The following is a 15,440-nucleotide window of genomic DNA, read 5'->3' as shown; positions in this document are numbered from 1 at the left end:
TCAAAAGAGTATCCCTATGGCAGGCAATACCTTCGGACAAATCTTTACCGTTACCACTTTCGGCGAAAGCCACGGCGCAGGCTTGGGCTGCATCATTGACGGCTGCCCACCCGGATTAGAATTGAGCGAAGCGGATATCCAATTTGACCTTGACCGCCGCAAACCCGGCACCAGCCGCCACGTTACCCAGCGCCGCGAAGCCGACCAAGTTGAAATCCTCTCCGGCGTATTCGAAGGCAAAACCACCGGCACACCCATCGCCTTCCTGATCCGCAATACCGACCAACGTAGCAAAGACTATGGCAATATCGCCACCAGCTTCCGTCCCGGACACGCCGATTACACCTACTGGCACAAATACGGTACACGCGACTATCGCGGCGGCGGTAGAAGTTCCGCCCGTGAAACCGCTGCCCGCGTTGCAGCCGGAGCAGTTGCAAAAAAATGGCTGAAAGAAAAATTCGGTACGGAAATCACCGCCTACGTTACCCAAGTCGGCGAAAAAGAAATCCAGTTTGAAGGCTACGAATATATTTCCCAAAATCCTTTTTTTGCAGCCAACCAAAGCCAAATTGAGGACTTGGAAAACTATATGGACAGCGTGCGCAAATCATTGGATTCTGTCGGCGCAAAACTTCATATCGAAGCAGCCAACGTCCCTGTCGGCTTGGGCGAACCGGTTTTTGACCGCCTCGATGCAGAAATTGCCTACGCCATGATGGGCATTAATGCCGTCAAAGGCGTTGAAATCGGTGCAGGTTTTGATAGTGTAACGCAACGCGGCAGCGAACATGGAGACGAGCTCACGCCTCAAGGCTTCCTGTCCAACCACTCAGGCGGCATCTTGGGCGGCATCAGCACCGGACAAAACATTCATGTGAATATTGCCATCAAACCGACCAGTTCCATCGCCACACCGCGCCACAGCATTGATATAGAGGGCAACCCTGTCGAACTTGCTACACATGGCCGCCACGACCCCTGCGTCGGATTACGCGCTGCTCCGATTGCAGAAGCCATGCTGGCATTGGTATTGATTGACCATGCCTTACGCCATCGTGCGCAAAATGCCGATGTTCAGGTTAATACACCAGACATTGCCAAATTGGAAAAATAACCGTTTATTTCTGAATATTCTCAGAAAAATTTAGCCAAATCACAGTCTTTATACTACAATAGCACCTTATTGCCGTATGACGAAAATACGGATTTATATTAGAGGAATACAACCGCAATGGCACAAGAAACCGCTTTGGGCGCTGCGCTGAAATCTGCCGTCCAAACTATGAGCAAGAAAAAACAGACAGACATGATTGCCGACCACATTTACGGCAAATATGATGTATTCAAACGATTCAAACCGTTGGCCGTCGGTATCGACCAAGACTTGGTTGCCGCCCTGCCCCAATACGACCCAGCACTGATTGCACGCGTACTGGCCAACCACTGCCGCCGTCCGCGCTATCTGAAAGCCCTGGCTCGCGGCGGCAAACGTTTTGACTTGAACAACCGCTTCAAAGGCGAAGTCAGTACAGAAGAACAAACCATTGCCCAACAGCACCCAGCCGTTCAACAGGCATTGGCTGCACAAGCCGAACGTCAAGCCGCTAAGGCTACTACAGAAGCAGAAGTAGCTCCTACTCAAGCTGAGACCAACGAAGCTGCTGAATAATGTTCAGACGGCCTGATAAGGCTTGCACTAAATAAATAGAGACCCCAATTCAATACGACATCTTTAACGTCGATGAATTGGGGCTTTTTTATTGCCTTAACCTGATAGTAGGCTGATTAAAAATAGCTTTATTTGCCCTCACTACGCCAAGTTTTGAAACCAAAATCTTTTCTAAAATATTCCCAATAAGGTATTTCTCTATTACCTTGATTATTCTTGTATCAGTTCAAACATTGAACAGCATGATTTATGCATCGTGAAAACAAATTAAAATTTATCCCTTACAAAATTAAGCAAAGGCCGTCTGAAATATCTTTCAGACGGCCTTTTTAAATCAAATAGTCAGTTAAAATACGGCTTGCAAAACCAAATAGCTGACAACAGACAAAACGGCAGCGGCAGGCAAGGTAATTACCCAAGCAAGGCCGATCGGTTTCATCAATTTCCAGTTGGCATTGCGGTTAACCAAGCCGATACCCAAAACTGCACCTACCAAGATATGGGTACTGGAAACAGGCAAGCCCATAAATGATGCGGCCATCACGACGGCGGCAGCAGAAAGCTCGGCTGAGAAGCCTGACGCTGGGTGCATTTCTGCCAAACTGGTGCCTACGGTTTTAATCACTTCTTTGCCGACAAACCACAAGCCGACGATCAAAGCGATACCGAAAGTCAACATGGCAATCGGCGGCACGGCGTTTTGAGCGGTAATGCTGTTGGTACGCAACACATCCATAATCGCGGCAAATGGACCAATCGCATTAGCAATATCGTTCGCACCATGGCTGAATGCGAAACCGCAAGCGGTAAATACCTGCATCCATGAGAACATTTGGAAAGTCGATTTATCCAAATCTTTGCGTTTCAAACTTTTGGCAAATACAAACGTACCCATCCAAATAGCCGCGCCGATCATGAAAATGGTCAGAAAGCTGTTAACATTGCTCATGCCCAAATGCAGATTTTTCAGACCTTTGAAAATCAACATGGCTGCAATCATCATACCGCCGACAGAAGCAATAAACGGTACCCAGGAATGCAGGGCTTTGTAAGAATCCACTTCACCCTTACGGCTATCAAAGCGGTACAGGCCGCGATAATACTCAGACTGCAACTCTTCGGGATCAAAGTCCGGCTCATCATAAATTTGGGCATCGTGCGCCATTTTGGTGGCGTATTCGACTTTTTCAGATTCACTCAAGGCTTCAAAAAACAGGCGGTGTTCTTCTTTATAGGCCTTCTTCTCCAGCTTGATGCCTTTCAGTGTATTATCGGCCCAAGAGTTGTAGTCCAAAACGTTTTTCTTAATTCGTGAAAACAATAGATAGGAAACGATGCCGCCCAATACCGGAGACAAAATCCAAGACAAGGCAATTTCGCCCAACTTGTCCCATTGAATCAGCGCAACGGAATCCACACCGTTCAATGCCGCCATACACAGGGCGCTACCGACGATACCGCCGATAATGGCGTGTGTCGTAGAAACCGGCAGGCCTTTGCGTGATGCGAAAAGCAGCCACAATGCCGCAGCCAAAAGCGCAGACATCATAATAAAGACAAATTGCATCGGATCCAGATGCATGCCGTTCAAATCAACAATACCCTTACGGATGGTATCTGTTACCTCACCGCCGGCAATCACTGCGCCGCTGACTTCAAATACTGCCGCAATCAGCAAGGCTTGCGGAATGGTCAATGTGCCGGAGCCGACACTTGTACCGAAAGAGTTGGCAATATCGTTACCACCCACATTAAACGCCATGAAGACGCCGAAAAAGGTAGCAAGGATAAACAGGCCAGAGTGGTTGTAGTGGGTATAACCCAGGCCCCAATAAATAAAATAGCCGACCATGCTCACAAGCATAGCGGCAAAAACCGTATTAATCAGCTTCAAGTTCGCACTCGACTGAGTTTGAGCCATGGAAAGTTTCCTTTTGGAAAACATGTTGAGTCGCGTTATTTTAACCTTTTTGTAATCTTTCTTGCACCAACTATTTACATTAAATGCCGAAATTCCCGTAAAAACGTCAAAAGGCGTTAAAATGTCGTTTTACCTTCTCTTTCTGTAACCGAAATGCAACCCCAATACTATATCGGCATCATGTCAGGAACCAGCATGGACGGTGCCGATGCCGTACTGATTCAAATGCAGGGCAAGCAATGGCAACGAGCCGTTGCCCACAGCTTTCTACCCTATTCAGACGGCCTGCGCCAAGAATTGTTGGCACTGCAAGACATAGGCGAAAATGAATTGCACAGAAGCAATATCCTGGCGCAAACACTCAGCCGCCTATACGCCCAAACCGTCCAACAACTATTAGCAGAACAAAACCTGTCGGCCAAAGACATTGCCGCGATCGGCTGCCACGGACAAACCATCCGCCATGCGCCTGAACACGGTTACAGCATTCAACTGGTCAACCTCTCCCTGTTAGCCGAACTGACCGGCATTTTCACTGTCGGCGACTTTCGCAGCCGCGACCTTGCCTGCAACGGCCAAGGCGCACCCCTCGTTCCAGCCTTTCACGAAGCGCTGTTTCAAGATGCGAATGAAACCCGCGCCGTACTCAACATTGGCGGCATTTCCAATATCAGCATCCTTCCACCCGACAGCCCTTCTTTCGGCTTCGATACCGGCCCCGGCAATATGCTGATGGATGCATGGATGCAACATATCTGGCAGCAGCCTTACGACAAAAACGGGGAAAAAGCCGCACAAGGCAAAATCCTCCCCGACCTGCTCGCTAACCTACTCGACCATCCTTACTTCAGCCGCCCTTATCCCAAAAGTACAGGCCGAGAGTTGTTTTCCCTAAGCTGGCTTCAAGGCCGTCTGAAAGGTAATGAAAAGCCGGAAGATGTGATACGCACATTGGTCTTTTATACCGCACAAACCATTTTTGATGCGACCAAACAAGCTGCTCCGGAGATTCATCATCTTTATATCTGCGGCGGTGGCATTCGCAATCCGGTTTTGATGCAAGACTTGGAAACCCTGTTTTCTCCCAACACCAAATTGCACAGCACAGCCAAGCTCCATCTTGACCCGCAATGGGTAGAAGCCGCCGCTTTTGCCTGGCTTGCAGCCTGTTGGTGCAATCAAGTCCCGAGCAATCCCCACCATGCAACCGGCGCACATTCACACCGAATCTTAGGCTCAGGACATTACGGCAACTAAAATTGAATCAATAAAAAGGCCGTCTGAACATTTTCAGACGGCCTTTACTATATTAGTCTTTACTTATTCTTCTTCCGGTAAACGATTGATTTTTACACGGGCAATCCGTTGTCCGTCCTTCTCAACCACTTCAAAACGCCAGCCATGATAATCGATGAAATCACCCACATCAGGAATACTTTGCAATTCTTCCATAATCAAACCGGCAACGGTATGAAAGTCCGCGTCTTCCTCTTGAGCAGGTAGATTTAACTGGGAAGCCAATTCCACATACTCCAATGCACCATCCACAGACAGCGTTTCATCCTGGCTGGCTGGAGCAGCTTCCTCTTCCTCACGCTCGAATTCCTCTGGGAACTCACCGGCAATGGTTTCCAACAAATCTTTCATGGTCACCATGCCCAACACCGCACCAAACTCATCCACCACCAAGGCATAATCCGCGCTGCTTTGACGGAACAATTCAATCGCATTCAATGCCGTCGTACTGTCCGGCAAAATCAACGGCTGGCGCAAGGCCGTCTGAATATTGATTTCTCCTGATTCAAGCAGCTGGTTCAGCAAATCTTTTTTACTGATATAGCCCAAAGGCTCATCTACACCTGCCTTACCGACAACCAACAAACGGCTATACGGCGTATTTTTCAGCTGCGCATTTTGCTCTTCCCGACTTTGGGAAATATCCAATTTTTCGATTTCCCGACGCGGAATCATCACACCCATAATCGGACGCTCCGCCAAAGTCAGCACGCTGCGAATCATGGATTTTTCGTTTTCTTCAAAATGCTCGTCATCGCCGCCATTATCGCCTGCTTTTGCCAAAATGCTTTCGCGGATACCCATCATGCCCAACACATTTTCAGCGGTACGCTTACGCCAAGAAGTGCTGATGTAGTCATTTTTGCGGGCATTCTTTTGCGAAACCTGATTAAACAGTTCGATCAAAATCGAGAAACCGATCGCCGCATACAAATAACCTTTCGGAATATGGAAATGGAAGGCTTCCGCAATCAGGCTGAAACCAATCATCAACAAGAAACCCAAACACAACATCACAACAGTCGGATGCTTGTCCACAAAGGCGGTCAACAGTTTGCTGGCGGAAATCATCACCGTCATCGCCACAACCACTGCACCCATTGCCACCACAATATGATCCACCATCGCCACTGCCGTAATAACAGAATCGATAGAGAAAACCGCATCCAAAATCAAGATTTGCGCCACAACACCCCAAAAAGAAGAATGCTTCTTCTGCCCTTCAGCAACCGCAAATTGATTGTGGCCTTCAAGGCGTTCGTGCAGCTCGGTAGTCGCTTTATAAAGCAGGAAAATACCTCCGGCAAACATAATCATGTCTTTACCGGAAATCTCCAAGCCGCCCAGCTCAAACAAAGGACGCGTCAGCGTCATGATGTGCGCCATAAAGCCCAACATGAAAATCCGAATAACGACAGCCAACCCCAAGCCCGTTATCCGCGCCTTATCCCGTTGCGACGGTTTGACCTTGTTTGCCAAAATTGCTACGAAAACAAGGTTATCAATACCTAAAACAACTTCCAAAACCAGAAGCGTGGCAAAGCCTATCCAAGTATGCGGCTCGGCCAACCAACTGAAATCCATAATGATTGCGTTCCTTTAAAATACAAAAAGGCAGCCGTTCCGCTTAAAACGGACAGACTGCCAAATTTCGGGCATAAATAAAGGGAAAGAAGCGGTATAACAACTACTCTGCTCTGCGTCTTTCATGAAAAATTTATGCCCCAGTCAAAAATAATGGCAAACAGTTTATCAGTTTGACGCAAGAAAGGCAAAGTCCGACAGCATATTTTCTTTTAAAAACAGCCTACAGCTGCCAACAAATCACTTTCTCCAGCGTTAACAAAAGGAATCGGTCGATATATTTGGTGATCATGGTTTGTTCGGTTTGCCGAAAGAAGATTCTTATAAGAAACCCCCTAAATGCCTGGGTAAAAACTTAGGTTTTTTTACTAAGGTCTCAAGCCGTCTGAAAAATTGGGATTTTTTCAGACGGCACGGTTTATATAGACAATAATTTTCTTAGAAAATATAACGATTATATTCTTTCAGAAATTACGGATATACTTAATCTCCATACAGTTAAAGTAATTAATCTGCCATCTAAATAAGAATATTCTAATTGAAGAGCATCATCTTCAAAGCAAATATTTCCAGCTGTAAATGTATTGCCATCTAACCTACCTGTTATCTTATATTGTGCACTATCACCTATTCTTTCAAAAGGAATAATAACAGATTCATCTGTATTAACCTCTTCCAATATAAACTCATCAATAATGAAATAGTCAAGTTCCACATTGTAAACTTTATTCACTTCAATAGCCATTGGACAACAATTAAGGAAACAATATAGATTGTTATTTTCTATAGAAAAATATGCAAATTCCTCAATTATTTCATCCATTTTTTTTAGCTTTGCTGAGTAAATCATTTTTAACCTTTCATAAATTATTTTACTTCATAAATTGTTTTATCTTTTGGATTGCTACGATTTATAGATCTTCAAAAGTCTTTTCCACTTTTCACATGGATGGTTGTGATGTAACCTCGATGATTTGTTCCTATAAAGGCTGATGAATTAAGTGTAATCATTTAATCAATTATCATCAAAATATCTTAAAATATTAACCAATAGATAAAATAAAAACCACCATACAAGATGGTGGTTTTCAAATCTGGCTCCCCGACCTGGGCTCGAACCAGGGACCTGCGGATTAACAGTCCGTCGCTCTACCGACTGAGCTATCGGGGAATTAAAGATGGAATTATATAGAAAATATCAGAAACCTGTCAAGCAACAATCTATATAAAAACAAAAATATTTTTATATCTTTTTAATTTATAAAACTTTTATAAGATTTCAGCAATTTGTTTGGCCGCACGTTTCGCATCCAACAAAATCAAGCCCAATTTACCGCTTTCTTTTGCCATCAATGCCAACACTGCATTTTCACCTGCTTGACTCAACAGAATATAGCCATTTTTACCTTTAACCATTACCTGATCCAACTCACCGCAAGCCAACTCATGTACGGAACGATTGCCCAATGCCAGAAGCGTTGCCGACATCGCACCTACACGATCTGCATTCAAGTGGGAAGGCAGCATGGTTGCGATCGGCAGGCCGTCCGTAGAAATAACTGCAGAAGCAGTGATATCAGCAGAGGTATTGTTCAAATCGCTTAATACAGAGATTAATAGTTGTTGCATAGTCGCTCCATTCTAAAATAAATATCGGTCAGGCAAAAATCAACGGCTGCCGTATCGGTGGTACAGCACTTTAACCAAAGTAACAAAAGCCTCTTTATTTAAGTCAGGCATTCCGCCAATTACCAAAATCAGCTTGGTCATGCCAATATACAGCGGGAAAAAGGTCAATTCACTTTGGCCTGAAGGATCACAAATACCCCATGCGCTATTATTGATATGCAGGTTATTGCGAATCAAAAGACGGTGATTGTCTTCCATTTTGGCCACTTCGCTCGCCAAAAGACCCAACTCTTCCGCAGCCTCGTGATGGAAATTGGCATTGGCAAAATACAAACCGTTTTCATCAGCCAATAAAGCTTTGCCAGAATTGGACAACTGTTCCAATAATGTAGGCAATTGCTCGTCAGTCAAATGGATATCGTCTGTGCTGATTTCTTCATCACCATACAAAAATTCCAAGCGTTGGAGGCGGTATAGCAGGTTCAAAGCGGTATTGATGTCGCTGGTATCCGCCCACGCCAAGATTTTTTCGCTGCTGATGGTTTCAGACGGCTCTGCACGCAACAGACCATACAATAAAGTTCTGCTGGCACTGGGCGTATCACTTGAAACAGCATAATACGCACCCGCCGGTGTAATCTTAGGATATAAATTTGCTTGTAAAGAGAGTGTCGCTTCCATCTTATACCTCTAATCCGGGGTCAATTGAGAACAACATGGCAGTAACCAATTGTTTTACATCGTCTTCTCGACGCGCATCAATCTCAAAAACCGGTACATTAAAATTATTCTGTGCTAAATATTTTTGATAAACATCCACGCTTGGTAAAGATCGGATATCCATCTTCGTTACCCCTACAACCAGAGGTGCTTTTTTCAGCAACTCCCGGAATGCATCCAAGAAGAATTGCAAGTCTTTCAATGGATTGCTTCTTGTATTATCCAAAAGAAGCACTAAGCCCATACTGCCTTGGCTCAGAATTTCCCACATGAAATTAAAACGCTCCTGACCAGGCGTACCATAAAGGTGAACCTTAGTTTCCTCATCCAAATGAATGACACCGTAGTCCATTGCTACAGTTGTGTACCCCTTGCGGACAAGTGTCATATCAGATGCAGATGCATCGGTTTGAACCGGTGGTTCATCAGATAAAGCTGAAATTGCAGTGGTTTTACCTACGCCAACAGGACCGGTAAAGATAATTTTATTTTCTTTCATGACGTGTCCTTTACGATTTACCCAGCAACTTACGCATCAGGCGTTGCAACAGACCGCGAGGTTGTTCTTTCGACGGACCGGCAATTTTTTGAGCCTCTTTGCTCATTGCTGTTTCAGGTACGTCTTTGCTATTCACATCAATCTGTTCGTTCAACAAAGGCGTATTGTTCGCATCAGTTGCAAACTCTGTATCTGTCGCCAAAAAGCCTGTCATATATGTTGCCGATAAATAGTTCAAAATATCAGGCATTTCCAAAGGCATGACTTTATAGAGGATGTTCAGATTAACAGATGTTTTCGTCAAAAATGCCGACAAACGCATAGATTCCGGAACATGTGCCAAACGTGTTAAGTTTGGCCAACGCTTGAGTGTAAAGACAGTTTGCGGCGTCATCGGATAAATCAGACGGCCTGATGCAGTCCAAATAGCCATTTGCCACAAGCATGACATAATGGTGACTTTGGCTTTTTCTTTCCATTGAGGATTATCAGGAACAGCCTTACACACAACAGCCAAGTTATCGTTCTTACACAATTTCTCCAACTCATTGGCACTGACTGTCAACAGTACTCGCTGGATACTAGGAAACACGATTAATATCGGCTTACCTTCATGCAAGACGGCAATATCTTGGTGTCCTTGACTGGCAAATTTCAGCGCGCCCAACAAGCCTTTATTTGGATTAAATCGGCGAATGGTTGCTTTTCTTGTGCCATCGGAATTAGATTGTCTTTTATTCTCTTCAGCCGCTTGTTGCTCAGACGGCTCAAAAACATTGCTGCCTTGAGCCAGGCTGCGCAAAACAGGAAACAAGGTATCGAATTTGACCGGCTTAGCCAAATAAGGGGTCGTTACTGTCGGCAACTCGGAAGAAAACATAGCCACAGGTACTTCCGGATAAGTTTTCTTCGACTCTTTCCAAGCTTCTACACCTGCCGGAGTATCGGTATCAACCAATACCAAATCCGGTTTTTCATCAGAATCAGGGGAAACGATGACGTAATTCGTCGTATTGTGCATTTTAAATGCCATACGGAATACCGCCTGCTGTTGCTCACCCATCTCCTGTAACATAACCCGTATGGTTTTAATTTTTGGTAAATGATTATTCATCACTCGTACTTTCTACGATTATCTTATTTTTTTGAATATTGGTTCATTCGTTGCAAGAGACGGCTCATTGCCAAAACAACCTCTTCAGGCAGGCTGACAACACGTTCACGCAACAAGCGCAGAAATTGTTCCAAACGTCCCCAATCTTCAACGCGTTCGTACAAATCAAACAAGATAATGTACAACTGCGATTCTTGAGGATACTGCAAAACAGCCTGTTCCAAAGTACCGATGGCCAAATCCAACTGACCGTAGGCCAACAAAGATTCCACTTCTTTCAGAGCTTCATCAGCTGGTGAAGAGCTGGCGCTGATAATCGAAGAGTCTTTTTGAACCAACTCCCGATATTTGGCTTTCATCTGTAAAGAACTTGGCTGAATATAACCGCGTTTTAAGCCAATCTCTTTAATTTGCTGTTCAGACGGCCCTTTTTCCAAATCATCAAAAATTTCGTGATAACCAAGGCTATAACCCCAACCAAGCATACGTTCTTTTACTTGACGGCCATATTGACCCAAGGAGTGGTAAAGCTTCCACAGATGCTTGGCAAACTGCCCTACTTCTTCATTCTGATAATCCAGACGCAAGGCATCGATAATGAGACCAGCAGGCTTCGCAGAAGTTTGGATTGCTTTGTTGTATTGATGCAAAGCAGTCTCGTAGCTAATCTTGTCTTTCAGGATTTTTGCACTGCGCTCCGGTTTGGCAAAACCAATAACCGCACCCATCTCTTCAGGACTGATTTCGCCAAAATCTTTCTTGCCTAATACGATAGGCGCACGTTTGCCCATACCTGGAACGACAATGCGTTCAACCGAATCGTTCTCAAAGGCAATATGCTCGTCGGAAGCAACTTCCAAACCGCTTTGTTCGCCAATTTGACGGTCCACTTCCTGCATATTCCAACCGAGATAATGCTCAGCGAAAACACGCAGGCGTAGGTTGGTAGAATCCAAAGCCAGACCGGCTTTCAGGTATTCGGCTACGCTGTCTTCAGAAAGGGAAGCACTATGGCGCTCAAGCGTATCCGCCAGCATATCGATGTTGCCAACTCGCAGATTCAAACCAATTAATTCATGAACCAGCTTTTCCGGAGCGCCGTCTTCCAAAGTATTGAGATAACCGGCCAAAGACTCTGCAGCCTTACTCTCATAGCCGAACTGTTTATAAACCTGATATTCGGTCAACGGATCGACTTCTTGTGCGGAAACAGAAGCTGTTGCATCGTTTGAGCCGCTTCCGCCCCATTCCCAGTCTTGATTATCCGCATTGGAAACTGTCTGGTTGACTTTCTCAATCCAGTCGCTTCCATCCTCAGAGGAGGCTGTATAAGCGGCAGATTTATGGCCGCCTTTTGATGCATGCGCGCTTTGTTTGTCTGAATTGTTACTTTGTTTATGACGAACAAAAAACAACACCAGCAAAAAAAGCACCAGCAAAAAAATAGTTAAAAGTTGATAGTTCAAGAACACCTCCCGGTCTTGTGCTGCAAACTGCATTTATTAACATCTGTTGCTTTACACGCAACTTCAACGTTATTCATTCCCCAAACGAATGATGATAACATGAATGCACTCATTTTTACATTAAAAACCCTACTCACATAAAGGACTTGATACCAATTTACAACTCAAACACACCGATGGATTCAACATGCGAGGTTTGTGCAAACATATTCATGATTCCTGCTGCCTTAAACTTATAGCCCTTATCAACCAAGACACCGGCATCTCGTGCAAATGTTGATGGATTACACGAAACATACACTATCTTCTGAGGCAAAAACGGTTTGTGTAGCGATTTGACAACAGCATAAGCCCCGTTTCTCGGCGGATCCAGTAGCATCTTGTCAAATTTTCCCCATGACTCAACAGTTTTTTCATCGGTATCGAACAAGTCGGCAACAGAAAACGTCATATTCTCAGCACAACGATTCAGGCGGGCATTTTCCCTTGCCCTATCTACCAAATAATCAGCGCCTTCAATACCGACAACCGATGCGCCACTTTTTGCCAACGGCAAACTGAAATTGCCCAAACCGCAAAACAGATCGGCAATCCGCTCCCTTTTTTGAGGGTTTAAAAGCCTGACAGCCCTTGCCACCATCACTTCGTTCAGCTGCGCATTAATCTGCGTAAAATCACCGGGTTTGTAAGGCATTTCCACATCAAATTGAGCAAAAGTATAGTTCAGGGCTGGCGCATTCTCAGGGTAAAACGGCAAGGACTCGGCATGATCTTGCAACCATATTTGCCATGCCTTTTCAGTACCCGACAATATCTTATCAAACCAATTACGCAATTCGCTTAATATTTGTCCAAACGGTTGATTTACGAAACGAATGTTGAGCACCGTCAAATTTTTTCCGCAATAAAACTCAACAAATTTTACTTTTACACCGTCATCATGCAGCTTTTGCAGCAAATTACGGACATCAGGCAATCTATCGGACACATGTTTAGGCAAAATCTGGCAATGGCGGATATTGACGACATCATGGCTTTTTTTGGCCTGAAAACCGAGTTTCAGACGGCCTTGCTTATCCACCGAAACACTTAAACGTGCTCTATCGCGATAATACCAGGAGTAACCATATAAAGGAGGTAAAATTATCTCCGGTTTGACCTTACCTATCCGCTCCAACTGCTCTTCCCAAATCCGTTGCTTTAACGCAACTTGCGCTCCGAAAGAAACATGTTGAAGCGAACAGCCGCCACATGTATCAAAATAGCAACACGCCGGCTCGACACGTTCGGAAGAAGCCTTCAAAACCTTTTCAACTTGAGCCTCGGCAAACTGCTTTTTCTCTTTATGTATGACAAACGTTACACGTTCTCCAGGCAGCGCACCGCCGATAAATACAGTCTTCCCATCGACTCTGGCAACACCCCTGCCCTCATAATCCAAAGAAAAAACTTCCGTCTCTTGATACTGTTCTTTCACACCCATACCGTTTCCGTCACTCAGCCGCTACCCGACCGTTTGACTGTCTTCCAATACCGAAAGCGCATATTTTCTCACAAAAACACAGAGTTTCAGGTATCATGCGCCAAAAACTTTCATTTCAAACCCTACAAAAAAAGACGACATGAAAAAAATACTGTTCGGCCTGACAGCCGCCCTTTTAACTTCAGCCGCTGCTGCAAACACACTTATTCCAGACGTTTCCCCCGCTTCTTCCGGACAACACGTCGTTATCAATATTACGCAACAGCGTTTGTTCCTCTACGACAACGGTAAACTGAGCAAAATTTATCCCGTTGCCGTCGGCAAAGCCATGACCCAAACCAATTTGGGTGAGCATAAAATCGGCGCAAAAGCCTACAACCCGGTTTGGCATATCCCTAAATCCATCCAAAAAGAACGCAATGACGGCGTAAAAAGCGTACCGGCCGGCCCAAACAATCCGCTGGGCCCGGTATTTGTCCGTCTTGGCGACCCTAAATTGAGCCTTGGCATTCACGGCACCAATGCCCCTGCCAGCGTACCTGGCGTCCGCAGCCATGGTTGCGTGCGCATGAAATCGCCTGATGCATTGGAATTTGCCAAAACCATCGCAACAGGTTCTCCTGCCTCCGTTATCTACCAAATGGCAAGCCTGAACGAAGATGCCAACCAAAACTTGTGGCTGGCTGCCTATCGTGACCCGTACGACAAGAAAAACCTTGATACGGCTGCCCTGAAAAAAAGCATTGCCGCCTGGGCAAAAGCGCACGGTAAAACCATTCCTGCCGCGCGTGTGGATGCAATCCTGAAAGGACGCACCGGCGCAGCAAACTGTCTGACCTGCGCCAAAGGCGTGAAACTCAAATCGCCTTTAAAATCTTTGGCATGGACCAGTGGCACGGATGCTTACAGCAAACCTAAAGTCATGCCGAAACTAGCTCCTGCTAAAGATGTGGTATTGCCTCAAGGCACTGAAATCGAAGTCGATGCTACCGACGATGCAAACAAGGCAGCATCTGAACCGAAACAAAGCGTTCGTCCGACTCCGGTGAAACCGGTAAAACCTGCTGCCAAACCGGCAACCACTCCGGCCGATGCTCCTGCTTCTGCACCTAAAGCCGCTTCCGAACCGGCTACTGCCCCAGCCTCTGCGCCTGTAAAAGAGGCTCCGGCAAGTAGCGAACCGGCAGATTTGCTGTTCTAAGCAGAACAAAATACATAGCCAAAGGCCGTCTGAAATGAATTTTTCAGACGGCCTTTTCGTACAACTGGATATTAGAAATATATGCCCCTCTTAATTCAGACGGCCTTTTTACTTTCCAAATATTCTGACAAACCGCGCTCGCGCAAAATACAGCTTGGGCATTCATGGCATCCACCGACAACACCGTTATAACAGGTATGCGTATGCTCGCGAATATAATCCAACACACCCATTTCATCCGCCAATGCCCAAGTTTGCGCTTTGGTTAAATACATCAAGGGCGTGTGGATTTGAAAAGCGTAATCCATGGCCAGATTCAGCGTAACATTCATCGACTTGACGAACACATCGCGACAGTCTGGATAACCGGAAAAATCGGTTTCGCACACGCCGGCAATGATATGGCGTATCTCCCGCCCTTTGGCGTAAATGGCGGCGTAAAGTAAAAACAAAGCATTGCGTCCATCTACAAATGTATTAGGCAGGCCGTCTGAAGTTGTTTCAATGGATGCCGTATCATCCATCAAGGCATTATGCGTAATCTGCTGCATCAGGCTCAAATCGAGTACTGTCTGCTTCACGCCCAAATCTTGGGCAATCCAACGCGCGCGCTCCAATTCGATGGCGTGGCGTTGTCCATATTGAAAAGTGATGGCCTGCACATTCTCACGGCCATATGTTTGAATTGCCTGAATCAGGCAGGTTGTTGAATCCTGCCCGCCCGAAAAAATAACGAGGGCTTGCTGTTTTTCCATTGTAAATTCCTAGTTTTGTTAACGCGGGAGGTTTGCGAACCGCGTGATTTGAAGATTGACGAATTATAACGGATTTCGTCTATAATCACGGCACTTCATT

General features: G+C 45.5%; 14 protein-coding genes, 1 tRNA gene and 1 riboswitch. Of the genes, 4 read left to right on the top strand and 11 right to left on the bottom strand.

The features are described from left to right. Positions 1 to 16: 16 nt before the first annotated feature. Together aroC and ACTHR2_RS07470 are read left to right on the top strand one after the other, a co-directional pair. The gene (gene aroC, locus ACTHR2_RS07475; protein ID WP_440375568.1) at positions 17 to 1,117 is read left to right on the top strand and encodes a chorismate synthase; all 1,101 of its coding nucleotides are present in this window, start codon (positions 17 to 19) and stop codon (positions 1,115 to 1,117) included. 117 nt (positions 1,118 to 1,234) lie between these two features. Beyond that, on the top strand, positions 1,235 to 1,672 hold the full coding sequence (locus ACTHR2_RS07470; RefSeq protein ID WP_070460131.1) for a ProQ/FINO family protein: 438 nt from the start codon (positions 1,235 to 1,237) through the stop codon (positions 1,670 to 1,672). Positions 1,673 to 2,018: 346 nt separating this feature from the next. On the opposite strand, the gene ACTHR2_RS07465 is transcribed toward ACTHR2_RS07470, so the two are convergent. Then, positions 2,019 to 3,593, bottom strand: a complete 1,575-nt coding sequence (locus ACTHR2_RS07465; RefSeq protein ID WP_063069138.1) for an inorganic phosphate transporter — start codon at positions 3,591 to 3,593, stop codon at positions 2,019 to 2,021. A 153-nt stretch (positions 3,594 to 3,746) separates the two neighbouring features. On the opposite strand from ACTHR2_RS07465, the gene ACTHR2_RS07460 reads away from it, so the two are divergent. Further along, on the top strand, positions 3,747 to 4,850 hold the full coding sequence (locus ACTHR2_RS07460) for an anhydro-N-acetylmuramic acid kinase (RefSeq protein ID WP_440375567.1): 1,104 nt from the start codon (positions 3,747 to 3,749) through the stop codon (positions 4,848 to 4,850). A gap of 63 nt (positions 4,851 to 4,913) precedes the next feature. Here the strand turns inward: ACTHR2_RS07460 and ACTHR2_RS07455 are convergent, their stop codons facing one another. From ACTHR2_RS07455 to rlmD, 9 genes are all read right to left on the bottom strand, one after another. Further along, positions 4,914 to 6,473, bottom strand: coding sequence for a TerC family protein (locus ACTHR2_RS07455; RefSeq protein WP_263337993.1), 1,560 nt, complete (start codon positions 6,471 to 6,473; stop codon positions 4,914 to 4,916). A gap of 454 nt (positions 6,474 to 6,927) precedes the next feature. Next, a complete protein-coding gene (locus tag ACTHR2_RS07450) occupies positions 6,928 to 7,323 on the bottom strand; it encodes a hypothetical protein (protein ID WP_440375566.1) in 396 nt (131 codons plus the stop codon). A 245-nt stretch (positions 7,324 to 7,568) separates the two neighbouring features. Continuing rightward, positions 7,569 to 7,644, bottom strand: a tRNA-Asn gene (locus tag ACTHR2_RS07445). A 98-nt stretch (positions 7,645 to 7,742) separates the two neighbouring features. Continuing rightward, the gene (locus ACTHR2_RS07440; RefSeq protein WP_003679682.1) at positions 7,743 to 8,102 is read right to left on the bottom strand and encodes a roadblock/LC7 domain-containing protein; all 360 of its coding nucleotides are present in this window, start codon (positions 8,100 to 8,102) and stop codon (positions 7,743 to 7,745) included. Positions 8,103 to 8,141: 39 nt separating this feature from the next. Then, entirely contained in the window at positions 8,142 to 8,783 is a 642-nt protein-coding gene (locus ACTHR2_RS07435) for a hypothetical protein (protein ID WP_003679679.1), read from the bottom strand. 1 nt (position 8,784) lies between these two features. Then, on the bottom strand, positions 8,785 to 9,321 hold the full coding sequence (locus ACTHR2_RS07430) for a GTP-binding protein (RefSeq protein WP_003748733.1): 537 nt from the start codon (positions 9,319 to 9,321) through the stop codon (positions 8,785 to 8,787). A gap of 10 nt (positions 9,322 to 9,331) precedes the next feature. Continuing rightward, a complete protein-coding gene (locus tag ACTHR2_RS07425) occupies positions 9,332 to 10,435 on the bottom strand; it encodes a response regulator (RefSeq protein ID WP_263338008.1) in 1,104 nt (367 codons plus the stop codon). 23 nt (positions 10,436 to 10,458) lie between these two features. Further along, complete coding sequence (locus tag ACTHR2_RS07420) at positions 10,459 to 11,934, bottom strand: 23S rRNA methyltransferase (RefSeq protein WP_440375565.1); 1,476 nt, start codon at positions 11,932 to 11,934, stop codon at positions 10,459 to 10,461. Positions 11,935 to 12,058: 124 nt separating this feature from the next. Continuing rightward, positions 12,059 to 13,384: a 23S rRNA (uracil(1939)-C(5))-methyltransferase RlmD gene (rlmD, locus tag ACTHR2_RS07415; protein WP_263338014.1), complete on the bottom strand. Its 1,326-nt coding sequence runs from the start codon at positions 13,382 to 13,384 to the stop codon at positions 12,059 to 12,061. Positions 13,385 to 13,523: 139 nt separating this feature from the next. Here rlmD and ACTHR2_RS07410 point away from each other — a divergent pair, with 139 nt between their 5' ends. Further along, positions 13,524 to 14,585 carry a L,D-transpeptidase gene (locus tag ACTHR2_RS07410; protein ID WP_263338016.1) on the top strand — a complete coding sequence of 354 codons (1,062 nt, stop codon included), beginning with the start codon at positions 13,524 to 13,526 and terminating at the stop codon, positions 14,583 to 14,585. A gap of 95 nt (positions 14,586 to 14,680) precedes the next feature. Here ACTHR2_RS07410 and queC read toward each other — a convergent pair whose 3' ends face one another. After that, positions 14,681 to 15,340 (bottom strand): 7-cyano-7-deazaguanine synthase QueC, encoded by a 660-nt coding sequence (queC, locus tag ACTHR2_RS07405; protein ID WP_263338019.1) that lies wholly within the window; start codon positions 15,338 to 15,340, stop codon positions 14,681 to 14,683. Positions 15,341 to 15,343: 3 nt separating this feature from the next. After that, positions 15,344 to 15,389, bottom strand: a riboswitch (PreQ1 riboswitch). Positions 15,390 to 15,440: the final 51 nt, after the last annotated feature.

The sequence above is a fragment of the Neisseria sp. P0006.S004 genome (genome assembly GCF_051963015.1).
In the GTDB taxonomy this organism is placed as follows: Bacteria; Pseudomonadota; Gammaproteobacteria; order Burkholderiales; family Neisseriaceae; genus Neisseria.
Note: the sequence above shows the minus strand (reverse complement) of the source record. Positions and strands in the feature narration are given on the sequence as shown.

Coding starts and splice junctions, on each gene's coding strand:
- ACTHR2_RS07420 (WP_440375565.1), bottom strand. CDS start 11,934: ATGCAGTTTGCAGCACAAGACCGGGAGGTGTTCTTGAACTATCAACTT.
- ACTHR2_RS07425 (WP_263338008.1), bottom strand. CDS start 10,435: ATGAATAATCATTTACCAAAAATTAAAACCATACGGGTTATGTTACAG.
- ACTHR2_RS07440 (WP_003679682.1), bottom strand. CDS start 8,102: ATGCAACAACTATTAATCTCTGTATTAAGCGATTTGAACAATACCTCT.
- ACTHR2_RS07450 (WP_440375566.1), bottom strand. CDS start 7,323: ATGATTTACTCAGCAAAGCTAAAAAAAATGGATGAAATAATTGAGGAA.
- ACTHR2_RS07410 (WP_263338016.1), top strand. CDS start 13,524: ATGAAAAAAATACTGTTCGGCCTGACAGCCGCCCTTTTAACTTCAGCC.
- ACTHR2_RS07470 (WP_070460131.1), top strand. CDS start 1,235: ATGGCACAAGAAACCGCTTTGGGCGCTGCGCTGAAATCTGCCGTCCAA.
- ACTHR2_RS07430 (WP_003748733.1), bottom strand. CDS start 9,321: ATGAAAGAAAATAAAATTATCTTTACCGGTCCTGTTGGCGTAGGTAAA.
- ACTHR2_RS07465 (WP_063069138.1), bottom strand. CDS start 3,593: ATGGCTCAAACTCAGTCGAGTGCGAACTTGAAGCTGATTAATACGGTT.
- ACTHR2_RS07435 (WP_003679679.1), bottom strand. CDS start 8,783: ATGGAAGCGACACTCTCTTTACAAGCAAATTTATATCCTAAGATTACA.
- rlmD (WP_263338014.1), bottom strand. CDS start 13,384: ATGGGTGTGAAAGAACAGTATCAAGAGACGGAAGTTTTTTCTTTGGAT.
- ACTHR2_RS07460 (WP_440375567.1), top strand. CDS start 3,747: ATGCAACCCCAATACTATATCGGCATCATGTCAGGAACCAGCATGGAC.
- ACTHR2_RS07455 (WP_263337993.1), bottom strand. CDS start 6,473: ATGGATTTCAGTTGGTTGGCCGAGCCGCATACTTGGATAGGCTTTGCC.
- aroC (WP_440375568.1), top strand. CDS start 17: ATGGCAGGCAATACCTTCGGACAAATCTTTACCGTTACCACTTTCGGC.
- queC (WP_263338019.1), bottom strand. CDS start 15,340: ATGGAAAAACAGCAAGCCCTCGTTATTTTTTCGGGCGGGCAGGATTCA.